Genomic DNA, 13,518 nt, shown 5'->3' on the forward strand with positions numbered 1-13,518 from the left:
ATGACAAAAGCGGAATTCTCTCTCGTCCTGCCCGAAGTGTTGCTGGCCATCTATGCGATGGGGGTGCTGCTCTTCGGCGTCTGGACCGGCAAGGACAGGGTGGCGAAACCCATCCTCTGGGCCTCGGCCGTCACCATGCTGGTGCTGGCGCTGATCATCGGGCTCGGCAGCGGCACGGAAACGGCCTTTGGCGGGCTTTTCATCGCCGATGGCTTCGCGCGCTTCTCCAAGGTGGTGATCCTTGTGTCCGCCGCCGCCGTTCTGGCGATGAGCTCGGATTACATGGGCCGCCGCGGGTTGCTGCGGTTCGAATATCCGATCCTGATCGTGCTGGCCGTCGTCGGCATGATGATGATGGTCTCGGCGGGCGATCTGATGTCGCTTTACGTCGGGCTCGAGCTGCAATCGCTGGCGCTTTACGTCGTGGCCGCGCTGCGGCGCGACTCGGCGGTGTCGTCGGAAGCCGGTCTGAAATACTTCGTGCTCGGCTCGCTCTCCTCGGGGCTGCTGCTGTACGGCGCCTCGCTGGTTTACGGCTTCGCGGGCACCACCACCTTCGCGGGCATCATCACCGTGGTCGAACAGGGTCACCTGCCGATCGGTCTTCTCTTCGGTCTGGTCTTCCTGCTGGCGGGGCTTGCCTTCAAGGTCTCGGCCGTGCCCTTCCACATGTGGACCCCGGACGTTTACGAGGGCTCGCCCACCCCGGTCACCGCCTTCTTTGCCACCGCGCCGAAACTGGCCGCGATGGCGCTGATCGCGCGGGTCGTGCATGACGCCTTCGGTCAGGTGCCGGGCGAATGGGGGCAGATCCTGGCCGCGCTGGCGCTCGCCTCGATGTATCTGGGCGCCATCGCCGGGATCGGGCAACGCGACATCAAGCGGCTGATGGCCTATTCCTCGATCTCGCATATGGGCTTTGGCCTTCTGGGTCTGGCGGCGGGCACGGCGGCGGGCGTGGAATCCATGCTGCTTTACATGACGATCTATATCGTGATGAACGTCGGCACCTTCGCCTTCATCCTGTCGATGGAACGCGACGGCAAACCCGTCACCGACATCGCCGCGCTGAACATGCTGTCGAAGACCGATCCGGTGAAGGCCTTTGCGCTGCTGGTGCTGCTCTTCTCGCTGGCCGGTGTGCCGCCGATGCTGGGCTTCTTTGCCAAATTCGCCGTGATCAAGGCGGCGATCGGGGCCGGGTTCGTCTGGGTGCCGGTGGCGGCGGTGGTGGCCTCGGTCATCGGCGCCTTCTACTACCTGCGCATCGTCTATTTCATGTATTTCGGCACCAAGACCGAGCCGCTCGACGGCCGGATGCCCGCGCTGCAATTCGCCTTCCTCGTCCTTGCGGCGGTGGCGATGCTGGGCGGTGCGGTGAACATGGCGGGCGTCGAGGGCGCGGCACAGGCGGCGGCGGCCTCTCTTGTCAACTGATCCCGACTGGCCCGAGGGCGTGGCCCGCCACGTCCTTGGGCAAACCGATACGACCATGGCCGAAGCGGCCCGACTGGCCCCGCATCTTGCGGGGCCTGCTTGGGTTTTTGCGCATCGCCAGACCGCGGGCCGGGGCAGGCGCGGCCGCGACTGGCTGATGCCTGCGGGCAATTTCGCCGCGACGCTGGTGTTTCGCCCGGCCGTGACGCCGCCCACCGCGGCGCTTTACTCCTTTGTCGCGGCGCTGGCGCTGGAAGCCGCGCTGACCGAGGTCACCGGGCCCGGCCCCGTCACCGCGATCAAATGGCCCAATGACGTGCTGCTGAACGGCGGCAAGATCGCCGGGATCTTGCTGGAAAGCGTCGGCAGCGGCGGACAGATCAGCCATCTGGCCGTGGGCATCGGCGTCAATCTGGCCGAGGCCCCGCCCGCCGCCGCGCTGGAGCCGGGCGCCGTCGCCCCGGTGTCGCTCATGGGCGAAACCGGGCTGAAGATCCCGCCGCTCGACTTCCTGCCGCCGCTCGCGCGGGCTTTCGCGCATTATGCCGCAACCTTTGAACGCTACGGCTTTGCCCCCATTCGCGCGGCATGGCTTGCCCGCGCGGCCAGGATCGGGCAAAGGATCACCGCCCGCACCGGCACGGAAACCTTGACGGGCACCTTCGAGACGATCGACGACACGGGTGCGCTGATCCTTGGGACCGGCTCGGGGCGGCGGGCGATCTCGGCGGCGGATATCTTCTTTTAGGGGCGCCCCATGCTTTTGTGCATCGACTGCGGCAATACCAACACCGTGTTTTCGGTCTGGGACGGGGCGGAGTTCGCCGCCACCTGGCGCATCGCCACCGATCACCGCCGCACCGCCGACGAATATTTCGTCTGGCTGAACACGCTGATGCAGCTCAAGGGCCTGCAGGGCCGGATTTCCGAGGCGATCATCTCCTCGACCGCGCCGCGGGTGGTGTTCAACCTGCGCGTGCTCTGCAACCGCTATTTCGACTGCCGCCCCTATGTCGTCGGCAAACCGGGCTGCGAGCTGCCGGTGGCGCCGCGCGTCGATCTGGGCACCACGGTCGGGCCGGACAGGCTGGTGAACACGGTGGCGGGCTATGACCGCCATGGCGGCGATCTGATCGTGGTCGATTTCGGCACCGCCACCACCTTTGACGTCGTGGCCCCCGATGGCGCCTATATCGGCGGTGTGATCGCGCCGGGCGTCAACCTGTCGCTTGAGGCGCTGCATATGGCGGCGGCCGCGCTGCCCCATGTCGATGTCACGAAACCGCAAGGGGTGATCGGCACGAATACGGTGGCCTGCATCCAATCCGGGGTGTATTGGGGCTATATCGGCCTTGTCGAAGGCATCGTGCGGCAGATCCGGATGGAACGCGACCGTCCGATGAAGGTGATTGCCACCGGGGGTCTTGCCTCTCTCTTCGATCTGGGCTTCGATCTGTTCGACAAGGTCGAGGACGACCTGACCATGCATGGTCTGCGTCTGATCTTCGATTACAACAAGGGACTTGGGGCGTGAGCGAGCGACTGATCTACCTTCCTCTGGGCGGTGCCGGCGAAGTCGGGATGAATGCCTATGTCTATGGCTACGGACCCGAGGGGAAGGAACGGCTGATCGTCGTCGATCTGGGCGTGACCTTCCCGGACATGGACGGCTCGCCCGGGGTCGATCTGATCATGGCCGACACGGCCTGGCTGGAAGCCAATGTCAACCGCATCGATGCGATCTTCCTGACCCACGGCCATGAAGATCACATCGGCGCCATGCCGCATCTGTGGCCCAAACTGCGCGCGCCGGTCTTTGCCCGCCGCTTCACCGCCGCGCTGGTCGCGATGAAGATGGAAGAGGCCGGGCTCACCTCGGACATGATCCGCGTGGTCGAGCCGCGCCCGAAGGCGGTCGATGTCGGCCCGTTCCGGGTGCAATTCGTCCCCGTCAGCCATTCGATCCCGGAAAGCTCGGCGCTGATCATCGACACGCCCGCGGGGCGCGTGGTGCATACGGGCGATTTCAAGCTTGACGGCAATCCGGTGGTGGGCGAGCCCTTTGACCCGCTCGAATGGCATGAAATCGCGAACGAGGGCGCGGGCATCAAGGTGCTGTGCTGCGATTCGACGAACGTCTTCACCCACAACCCGGGCCGGTCTGAATCGACGCTGGTGGCGCCGCTTCGTGATTTCATCGCGTCGCAAAAGGGGATGGTGGTCGCCACGACCTTCGCCTCGAACGTCGCGCGTCTGAAGACGCTCGCCGAGGCCGGCCGGGCCGCCGGGCGCTCGGTCTGTCTTCTGGGCCGGGCCATGCGCAAGATGGTGCAGGTCGCCGAAGAGGCCAATGTTCTCAAGGGCTTTCCGGGCACGATCCAGCCCGAGGATGCGGTGGATGTGCCGCGCCAGAACCTGATGCTGATCGTCACCGGCTCGCAGGGCGAACGGCGCGCGGCCACGGCGCAGCTCAGCCGCGGCAAATATCTGGGGCTCTCGATGAAGGAAGGGGACACGTTCCTGTTTTCCTCCAAGGTGATCCCGGGCAATGAACGCGGCGTGATCAAGATCATGAATGCTTTCAGCGAAATGGGCGTCGATGTGGTCGATGACCGGGGCGGGCTTTATCACGTCTCGGGGCATGCGAACCGCCCCGATCTGGATGCGGTGCATGATCTGTTGCGGCCGCAGATCCTCATTCCGATGCATGGCGAACATCGCCACCTGCGCGAACATGCCAAGATCGCGCTGTCGAAGGGCATCGCGACCGAGGTGGCGACGAATGGCACGATGCTGGACCTGACCGGCCCCGCGCCGAAAGTGGTCGAATATATCGAGACCGGGCGGCTCTATCTGGATGGCACGGTGCTGATCGGCGCGCTCGATGGCGTCGTGCGCGAACGCATCCGCATGGCGCTGAACGGCCATGTGCTGATCACCGTGATCCTGGACGAGGACGACGCCCCCCTTGGCGATGCCTGGGTGGAGCTGATGGGCCTGCCCGAGCGCGGCAAATCGGGCGGCGATCTGATGAAGATCATCGAGGATGAGCTCTCGGCCTTCCTGGAAAGCGCGCCGGACAAGGTGGTGCGCGACGATGACAAGCTGGATGAAGCGCTGCGCCGCATCGCCCGGCAGGTCTCGATGGAGGAGATCGGCAAGAAACCCGAGGTGACGGTGGTGGTCTCGCGGCTGATGGCCGACTGAGCCGCTTTCGATCGCGGGCAGGGGGCCTCGGCGCTGCCGGGGCCTTTCGTTTTCGCGCCTTCGCTGTTGCAGCAATGCCCGTATGCGCCGGTATGCCGCAAAGCTGCGTGAATTCCCCCCCTTCCGTTCTTGCGCCGTCCCCGTGCAGGATTATCTCGACGCCAGAGCATGACAAGACAACAGCCAAAGGCTTTCCCATGACGCCCATCGACGACCATCCCTTGCGCTATGCGCTGGTGAACGAGCTGCACGCCCGTCCCTTCCCCTCGGTCGGGGCGCCCGCGCATGTCGTCTATCTTGCGATCAAGGAACCCTTCGACGCGGCCAACCGCGACCGCGCCAGGGATCACGCGCATCTGTGCGACCTGCTGACCCGGTATGGCGCGGCGCTTCCGCCCGGCGATGTCACCCATTATTCTGGCGAGATCGGGCGGCATACGCTGAAATGGGACAGCCACACCGAATTCACCACCTTTCTGGCCTATGCGCCGGGGGTGTCGGCGCGGCCCTTCGATCCGGCCGAGGCCGAGGTCTTTCCGACCGACTGGATTCAGGGCGCCCCGGGGCGGCGTCTGGCGGCGGTCTCGATCCGGGTCGAGGACCTGCCCGAGGATGCCGAGGCGATCCTGCCCCTGATCGACAGCTGGTTCGTGCCCGAAAGCCTCGTCTGCACCTGGGTGCTGGAGGAAACCGCGGTGATCGCCACCGATTTCCGCATCGACCCGGCCGGGCAGATGCGCTTTGCGGTCTTTGCCAAGCCCGGCACCGGGCAGGGGCGCATTGGCCGGATCGTGCAGCGGATCTGCGAGATGGAGACCTATCGCGCGATGTCGATGCTGGGTCTGGGCCGGGCGCGGGAACTGACGCAGGCGCTGAACCGGCTCGACCCGGAACTGACCAATCTCGTGGCGCTGATGAACGACGACGCCCATCCGGCCGAGGATACGCTGCATCGGCTGCTCGAAGTCTCGACCGAGCTTGAAAGCCTTGCGGTGACGAACACCTTCCGGTTTTCCGCCACGGCGGCCTATGAGGCGATCGTGAACGAGCGGGTGGAGGTGCTTCGGGAAACCCGCTTCCACGGGCGGCAGAAGTTTTCCGAATTCATGAACCGCCGCTATGATCCGGCGATGCGGACGGTGAAATCGGCCGAGGTGCGGCTGAATGCGATGGTCGAACGCGCGGCGCGGGCGGGCGAATTGCTGCGCACCCGGGTCGATGTGGCGCGGCAGGCGCAGAACCAGAAGCTTCTGGAAAGCATGGACCGGCGCTCGGATCTGCAGTTGCGGTTGCAACGCACGGTCGAGGGGCTCTCGGTGGTGGCGATCAGCTATTACGCGGTCAGCCTTGCGGCCTATGCGGTCTATCCGATCGCCAAGGAAATCGGCATCAGCAAGGAAATGGCGGTGGCCGGGCTGACGCCCTTGGTCGTCGCGGTGGTCTGGCTGGCGCTGCGCCGGATCAGGAACGGCGTCGGGCATTGAAAAAGGGGGCCCGCAAGGCCCCCTGATCCTGTTCCGGAGCGCCTGTTCAGACGCCGCGGGCCAGCGCGGCCACGCCGGTGCGGGCCACATCGACCAGCCCCAAGGGCCGCATCAGCTCGGCAAAGGCGTCGATCTTTTCCGAGGTGCCGGTGATCTCGAAGATGAAGCTTTCGAGCGTGCTGTCCACCACCGAGGCGCGGAAGATATCGGCCAAACGCAAAGATTCCACCCGCTTCTCGCCCGTCGCCGTGACCTTGAACAGCGCCAGTTCGCGTTCCACCGCCTTCGCCTCGGTGGTCAGGTCGTGAACCTCGTGCACCGGCACGATCCGGCCCAGCTGCGCGCGGATCTGCTCGATCACCGCTTCGGTGCCGCGGGTCACGATGGTGATGCGGCTCCGGTGCCCCTTGTGGTCGATTTCCGCCACGGTGAGGCTGTCGATGTTGTAACCGCGCCCGGAAAAAAGCCCGATCACCCGGGCCAGAACCCCGGGTTCGTTCTCGACGATCACCGCAAGCGTGTGGCTGCGTTCGACATCCGAATGAAAGTCGCGCAGGTCATAGGCGGAGTGGCTCGTGGAGCCTTTCTTGATGTTCAGAGCGGCCATTGCCCTCTCCCTTCCGAATGTCTTTCATCTTGCCGGAAATATCCCGGGGGGGGTCCGGGGGGCAGCGCCCCCCGGCGCTCTCTCACACCAGCGCCGCGCCGCCCGCAAAGGCCGCCGCATCGGCCGACAGCAACATTTCATTATGCGGCTTGCCGGACGGGATCATCGGGAAGCAGTTCTCATGCTTCTCGACCAGACAATCGAAGAGCACCGGCCCGTCGTGATTGATCATTTCCATGATCGCATCGTCCAGTTCCTTCGGATCGCGGCACAGGATGCCCTTCCAGCCGAAGCTTTCCGCCAGTTTCACGAAATCGGGCAGGCTTTCCGACCAGCTTTGCGAATAGCGCCCCCCATGCAGCAGGTCCTGCCATTGCCGCACCATGCCCAGCCGCTCGTTGTTCAGGATGAACTGCTTCACCGGCGCGCGGAACTGCGTTGCCGTGCCCATTTCCTGCATGTTCATCAGCCACGACGCTTCGCCCGCGATGTTGATCACCAGCGCGTCGGGATGCGCGATCTGCACCCCGATCGAGGCCGGGAAACCATAGCCCATCGTGCCCAAACCGCCCGAGGTCATCCAGCGATTGGGCGCCTCGAAGCCCAGATATTGCGCCGCCCACATCTGATGCTGGCCGACTTCGGTGGTGATGTAGCGATTGCGCCCCTTGGTCAGGGCTTCGAGCCGCTCCAGCGCATATTGCGGTTTGATGATGCTGTCCGAGCCGGTGTAGGCAAGGCAGCGCACCTTGCGCCACTCCTCGATCTTGCCCCACCATTTGGCCAGACCGTCCTTGTTCACCTTGCGCCCGCGCGCCTTCCAGACCTTGAGCAGGTCTTCCAGCACATGGCCGATATCGCCCACGATCGGCAGATCGACCGTCACGATCTTGTTGATGGAGGATGCGTCGATATCCACATGCGCCTTGGTCGACTGCGGGCTGAAATCGGCGACGCGCCCGGTGATGCGGTCATCGAACCGCGCGCCAAGGTTGATCATCAGATCACAACCATGCATCGCCAGATTGGCCTCGTAAAGCCCGTGCATGCCCAGCATGCCCAGCCAAGACTTTCCGCTTGCCGGATAGGCGCCCAGCCCCATCAGCGTCGAGGTGATCGGGAAGCCCGTCGCATCGACCAGCTCGCGCAGCAGTTGCGACGCCCCGGGGCCCGAGTTGATCACCCCGCCGCCGGTGTAGAAGATCGGCCGTTCCGCCTTTTCCATCAGCTCGACCAGCTTGGTGATCGCCTCTATATCGCCCTTGACCTTGGGCTGATAGTGATCGACGCGGGCAAGCTTCGGCCCCGTGTATTGGCCGGTGGCGAATTGCACGTCCTTCGGCAGGTCGATCAGCACCGGCCCGGGCCGCCCCGAGGTGGCGACATGGAAGGCCTGATGGATCGTTTCCGAGAGTTTCGCCGGGTCCTTCACCAGCCAGTTGTGCTTGGTGCAGGGCCGGGTGATGCCGATCGTGTCGGCCTCCTGAAAGCCGTCGGTGCCGATCATGAAGGTGGGCACCTGACCCGAGAACACCACCAGCGGAATGGAGTCCATCAGCGCATCGGTGAGGCCGGTCACCGCATTCGTCGCCCCGGGGCCCGAGGTCACCAGCACCACGCCCGGCTTGCCGGTCGAGCGGGCATAGCCTTCGGCCATGTGCACCGCGGCCTGTTCATGGCGCACCAGAATGTGGCGGATGTCGTTTTGCTGAAAGATCGCGTCATAGATCGGAAGGACGGCACCGCCCGGGTATCCGAAGATCGTGTCGACCCCCTGATCCTTCAGCGCCTGCACCACCATTTCCGCGCCGGTCATCTGCCGCGACATCTTTTCCGTCCTTTCCGGGGGTCTCGAACCCCGCCCGTTTCTCAACAAAAGGCCCCCGCTGGTCTGGCGAGGGCGCATGGGAACCATCATGGTCGACCGTCACCGGCCCATGCGTCCATCCTTCCCTACGACAAGAAGCGAGAGCATCGCTGATCCTTTCCTGCTGTCGCGGCGGACATTAGGGGGGGATCGGAACAGCGTCAACGGCAAATCCGTGAATATAATGTCGCGGTCCGGCCAAAAAGCGTTCCGAAAGTTGCGCAAACCGGCAAGTCGCGCGACATTTCCGAAAATTTGCCCCCGGTTCGGGCCGCGCAAGGGCGTATTTGGGCCAAGAAGAAACCCCGTGCCGAGTCGGGGCGGGGCGGTTTCGCGCGCCGGTTGCAAAGGCCGAAGGCGGCGCGTTTTCGCTTTTCTTCATTTGGTCAAATCTCTATCCTTTCCCCCATTCGGACCATCGCCTCGCCGAACTTCCGTGGGATTGGTAAGATAATCGGACCGGAATGGGCCGTTTTTCTTGATTTCCGCCCCGCAACCCGGCAAGGAAGGCCGCAGCCCCCCGCGGGGCCAAGGGAAATAAGGGAAGGGGAGGAGACGATGGGCGCTTTGCTTGCCCTCGCACGGGTCATCGACCGCATCAACGAATTCATCGGCAAGTCGGTGTCCTGGCTCATTCTGGTGGCGGTTCTGGTCTCGGCGACCAATGCGGCCATCCGCAAGATCTTCGACGTCTCGTCGAACGCCTGGCTCGAGGCGCAATGGTATCTGTTCGGCGCCGCCTTCCTGCTGGCCGCGGCCTATACGCTGAAACAGAACGAACATATCCGCATCGACATCGTCTATGGCGCCTTCTCGCGCCGGGTGCAGCACTGGATCGACCTGTTCGGCCATGTCTTCTTCCTGATGCCCTTCATCGTGCTGATGATCTGGCTGATGTATCCGTGGCTGATGATGTCGATCCGCTCGGGCGAGGTGTCGACCAATTCGGGCGGGCTGATCATCTGGCCGGCGAAATCGCTGCTGATGATCGGCTTTGGTCTTCTGTTCCTGCAGGGGCTTTCCGAAATCATCAAGAAGATCGGGGTGATGATGGGGCTGATCCCCGATCCGCACACCTTTGCCGGCCACCATGGCACGGCCGAAGCCTTCGTTGAAAAGGACGGCATGTGATGCTGATGGAACTCATCGCGCAGAACATGGCGCCGATCATGTTCGTTTCGCTGATCGTCTTTCTGCTGCTGGGCTATCCGGTGGCCTTCGCGCTGGCGGCGAACGGGCTTGTCTTTTTCATCATCGGGGTCGAGCTGGCGCCGCTTTCGGGGGGCTCGATCAACCTGGACTGGCCGCTTCTGAATGCGATGCCGGAACGGTTCTGGGGGGTCTTGTCGAACGAGACATTGCTGGCGATTCCCTTCTTCACCTTCATGGGGATCTTGCTCGAGAAATCCGGCATGGCCGAGGATCTGCTCGACACGATCGGCCAGCTCTTCGGCCCCGTGCGCGGCGGGCTTGCCTATGCGGTGATCCTGGTCGGCGCGCTGCTGGCCGCCACCACCGGCGTCGTTGCCGCCTCGGTGATCGCGATGGGGCTGATCTCGCTGCCGATCATGCTGCGCTATGGCTATGACCGGCGCATCGCTTCGGGTGTCATCGCCGCTTCGGGGACGCTGGCGCAGATCATTCCGCCCTCGCTTGTGCTGATCGTTCTGGCCGACCAGTTGGGCCGGTCGGTCGGCGACATGTACAAGGGCGCGCTGATCCCCGGCATGGTGCTGACCGGGCTTTACATGGCCTATGTGCTGGTGATGTCGATCATCCGCCCGAATTCCATGCCCGCGCTGCCCAAGGAGGCGCGCACGCTGGGGCAGGGGGTGACCTCGTTCCTTGTCGCCATGGGCATCGGCATTGCCGTCTTCGTGGCGTCGAAATACTGGCTGGCGGGCACGGGCGCGGCGAAGAATGCGGGCATCCTTGCGGCCTCGATCGCGGTGGTCTTCGTCTATGCGATGGCGCTGATCGACAAGGCGACGGGGCTGAACCGGATGAGCCATCTGGCGCAGCAGGTCATCATCGTGCTGATCCCGCCGCTCGCGCTGATCTTCCTGGTGCTGGGCACGATCTTCCTTGGCATCGCCACGCCGACCGAGGGCGGCGCGATGGGGGCCGTGGGGGCGCTGATCCTGTCGGCGGTGAAGAAGCGGCTGAGCGTCACGGTCGTGCGCGAGGCGCTGGCGGCCACGACGCGGCTTTCGGCCTTTGTCATGTTCATCCTTTTGGGCGCGCGGGTCTTCTCGCTCACCTTCTACGGGGTGAACGGCCATATCTGGGTCGAGCATCTGCTGGTGTCGCTGCCGGGCGGCGAGACCGGGTTCCTGATCTTCGTCTCGCTTCTGGTGTTCTTCCTGGCCTTCTTCCTCGATTTCTTCGAGCTGGCCTTCATCATCGTGCCGCTTCTTGTGGCACCGGCCGAGGCGCTGGGGATCGACCTGATCTGGTTCGGGGTGATCCTGGGGGTGAACATGCAGACCTCGTTCATGCACCCGCCTTTCGGCTTTGCGCTGTTCTTCCTGCGCTCGGTGGCGCCGAAGGTGCCCTTCCTCGACAAGGTGACGGGCAAGCTGACCGATCCGGTGAAGACCTCGCAGATCTATTGGGGGGCGGTGCCCTTTGTCTGCATCCAGATCGTGATGATCGCGGTGGTGATCGCCTTCCCGCAGCTGGTGATGCATTACAAGGGCAAGCCGGTCGATGTGTCCAATGTCACCATCTCGATCCCGGGCGGGATCGGCGGTGGTCTGGGTGGCGGCCTGGGCGGTGGTCTGGGCGTTCCGGGCGGCATGGGCCTGCCGCCGATCGGGGGGCTGCCTGCCCCCGGGGCCGCGCTGCCCGCGCCGGGAGGGCTGGGCGGTCCGCCGCCGGGTCTGGGCGCGCCTGCGGGCCAGCCGGTTACGCCGCCTGCCGGGGGCGCAAGCCTTGGCATTCCCGCGCCGCTGGGTCTGGGCGGGGCGCCGATCACCGGCAACTGAGCCGGATGACAGAACAAGACGGCGGTCCCCCGGGGCCGCCGTTTTCCTTTGCGCCGACCCCGCCGCGGCGCGGAAAATGCCGTAACGTCAATTCTGCGCTGCGGCTTTTTGCCCATGCGACCGCTTGACACGAAGCCCCGGCAAAGTCGCAATGCGCGCGAGGAGTGACAAGACCCGCGCGCGGCCCGCAAGGGGACCGCCGCCGGGTCCGTATCGAGGGAGGAACCGATGCAGAATTCGATGATGCACCTGCCGCTGGTGATCGGCTCGCTGGCCGATCATGTGGAGCGGTTTCACGGCGCGACCGAGGTGGTCTCGGTCGAGACCACGGGCGAGGTGAGCCATACCAGCTGGGGCGCGGTGATCGGCAATGCCCGCCGTCTGGCCTCGGCGCTGGAGATGCACGGGGTGATGCCGGGCGACCGCTGCGGCACCATCGCCTGGAACACGCGGCGGCATCTGGAGATTTATTTCGGCGTCTCGGGCGGCGGCATGGTCTGCCACACGCTGAACCCGCGCCTTGCGGCCGAGCAGCTGGTCTATATCGTCAACGACGCCCGCGACCGGGTGCTGTTCATCGACCGCGGCTTTGTGCCCACCATTGCCGGTCTGATCGACCAGATGCCGACGGTGAAGATGGTGGTGATGATGGGCGCGCGCGACGAGGCATTGGCCGCGCAACTGGACGGGCTGCAGTTCTATGACGAGCTGATCGCGACGGGCGATGCCGGGCACAAATGGCCGCAGATCGCGGAAACCGAGCCTTCGTCGCTGTGCTACACCTCCGGCACGACCGGGCACCCGAAGGGCGTGCTTTACACCCACCGCTCGACGCTGCTGCACACTTTGGCGGGCAATTCGCCCGACGGGCTGGCGCTCTCGGCGCGTGACACGGTGATGCCCGCGGTGCCGATGTTCCATGTCAACGCCTGGGGCATTCCCTATATCGCCGCCGCGGTGGGGGCGAAGCTGGTGCTGCCGGGTCCGAAGCTCGATGGCGAAAGCCTGGCGCGGCTGATCGCGGCCGAGAAGGTGAGCCTTGCGCTGGGCGTGCCGACGGTCTGGCTGGGGCTCTTGCAGGGGCTGGAGGCGACCGGGGCCGATGTGTCTTGCCTGAAGCGCGCGATGGTGGGGGGCACGGCGCTGCCGCCCTCGATGATTGCGGAATTCCGCGACAAGCATGGCGTCGATCTGGTGCATCTGTGGGGGATGACGGAAACGAGCCCCTTGGGCACGGTGAACCAGCTCTTGCAAAAGCACCTCGATCTGCCGCCCGAGGCGCAGGCCGAACGCCGTCTGGCGCAGGGGCGTCCGCCCTATGGCGTGCAGCTGCGTCTGGTCGACAGTGCGGGCCATGTGCTGCCGCATGACGGCGTGACGCAGGGCGAATTGCAGATCCGCGGCCACTGGATCGTCGACACCTATTACAACAAGGACCGCTCGGCGCTGACCTTCGACGGCTGGTTCGACACCGGCGACATCGCGACGATCGACGCCGACGGCTACATGGTGATCCGGGATCGGTCGAAGGACATCATCAAATCGGGCGGCGAGTGGATTTCCACGGTCGAGCTGGAAAACATCGCCATCGCGCATCCCGCGGTGGCCAATGCCGCGGCGATTGCGGCGCGCCATCCGAAATGGGACGAACGCCCGGTGGTGATCGTGCAGCGCCATCTGCGGATGGAAGTGACGGAAGACGAGATCCTCGCCTGCTACAAGGGCAAGGTGCCGAACTGGCAGATCCCGGACCGGGTGCTCTTCATCGACAACCTGCCCTTGGGCGCCACCGGCAAGGTGGTCAAGGCGCGGCTGCGCGAGCTTTACGGCGAGGTGCTGATGCCCGAGACGGCGGAAGCCGAGCCGGTCTGAGCGATCGGGGCGGGTCTGCGCACCCGCCCCCCTTGCCCGGGACGCGCGGGGATTGTA

At 64.9% G+C, this 13,518-nt stretch carries 10 protein-coding genes; 8 read left to right on the forward strand and 2 right to left on the reverse strand.

Annotation, left to right across the window (positions count from 1 at the left end; genetic code table 11):
- The 5 genes from nuoN to ACTTAG_RS07470 all read left to right on the forward strand — a co-directional run bounded on the left by nuoN (position 1) and on the right by ACTTAG_RS07470 (position 6,128).
- Positions 1–1,437, forward strand: a complete 1,437-nt coding sequence (gene nuoN, locus ACTTAG_RS07450) for an NADH-quinone oxidoreductase subunit NuoN (RefSeq protein WP_444464874.1) — start codon at positions 1–3, stop codon at positions 1,435–1,437.
- Complete coding sequence (locus ACTTAG_RS07455; RefSeq protein ID WP_444464875.1) at positions 1,427–2,185, forward strand: biotin--[acetyl-CoA-carboxylase] ligase; 759 nt, start codon at positions 1,427–1,429, stop codon at positions 2,183–2,185. Before nuoN ends, ACTTAG_RS07455 begins: the two co-directional genes overlap by 11 nt.
- Positions 2,186–2,194: 9 nt before the next feature.
- Positions 2,195–2,971, forward strand: a complete 777-nt coding sequence (locus ACTTAG_RS07460) for a type III pantothenate kinase (RefSeq protein ID WP_444464876.1) — start codon at positions 2,195–2,197, stop codon at positions 2,969–2,971.
- 47 nt (positions 2,972–3,018) lie between these two features.
- A complete protein-coding gene (locus ACTTAG_RS07465) occupies positions 3,019–4,644 on the forward strand; it encodes a ribonuclease J (RefSeq protein WP_444465209.1) in 1,626 nt (541 codons plus the stop codon).
- A 197-nt stretch (positions 4,645–4,841) separates the two neighbouring features.
- Positions 4,842–6,128, forward strand: a complete 1,287-nt coding sequence (locus ACTTAG_RS07470) for a DUF3422 family protein (RefSeq protein WP_444464877.1) — start codon at positions 4,842–4,844, stop codon at positions 6,126–6,128.
- A 46-nt stretch (positions 6,129–6,174) separates the two neighbouring features.
- Here the strand turns inward: ACTTAG_RS07470 and ilvN are convergent, their stop codons facing one another.
- On the reverse strand, positions 6,175–6,735 hold the full coding sequence (gene ilvN / locus ACTTAG_RS07475) for an acetolactate synthase small subunit (protein WP_444464878.1): 561 nt from the start codon (positions 6,733–6,735) through the stop codon (positions 6,175–6,177).
- A gap of 82 nt (positions 6,736–6,817) precedes the next feature.
- Positions 6,818–8,563 (reverse strand): acetolactate synthase 3 large subunit, encoded by a 1,746-nt coding sequence (locus ACTTAG_RS07480; protein WP_444464879.1) that lies wholly within the window; start codon positions 8,561–8,563, stop codon positions 6,818–6,820.
- 597 nt (positions 8,564–9,160) lie between these two features.
- On the opposite strand from ACTTAG_RS07480, the gene ACTTAG_RS07485 reads away from it, so the two are divergent.
- From ACTTAG_RS07485 to ACTTAG_RS07495, 3 genes are all read left to right on the forward strand, one after another.
- Complete coding sequence (locus tag ACTTAG_RS07485) at positions 9,161–9,733, forward strand: TRAP transporter small permease subunit (protein WP_444464880.1); 573 nt, start codon at positions 9,161–9,163, stop codon at positions 9,731–9,733.
- A 2-nt stretch (positions 9,734–9,735) separates the two neighbouring features.
- Complete coding sequence (locus tag ACTTAG_RS07490) at positions 9,736–11,589, forward strand: TRAP transporter large permease (protein WP_444465210.1); 1,854 nt, start codon at positions 9,736–9,738, stop codon at positions 11,587–11,589.
- Between the two features lie 228 nt (positions 11,590–11,817).
- Positions 11,818–13,461, forward strand: coding sequence for a long-chain fatty acid--CoA ligase (locus ACTTAG_RS07495; protein WP_444464881.1), 1,644 nt, complete (start codon positions 11,818–11,820; stop codon positions 13,459–13,461).
- Positions 13,462–13,518 lie beyond the last annotated feature (57 nt).

Origin of the sequence: Rhodobacter capsulatus, from assembly GCF_052363185.1 — a bacterium.
GTDB lineage: Bacteria > Pseudomonadota > Alphaproteobacteria > Rhodobacterales > Rhodobacteraceae > Rhodobacter > Rhodobacter capsulatus_E.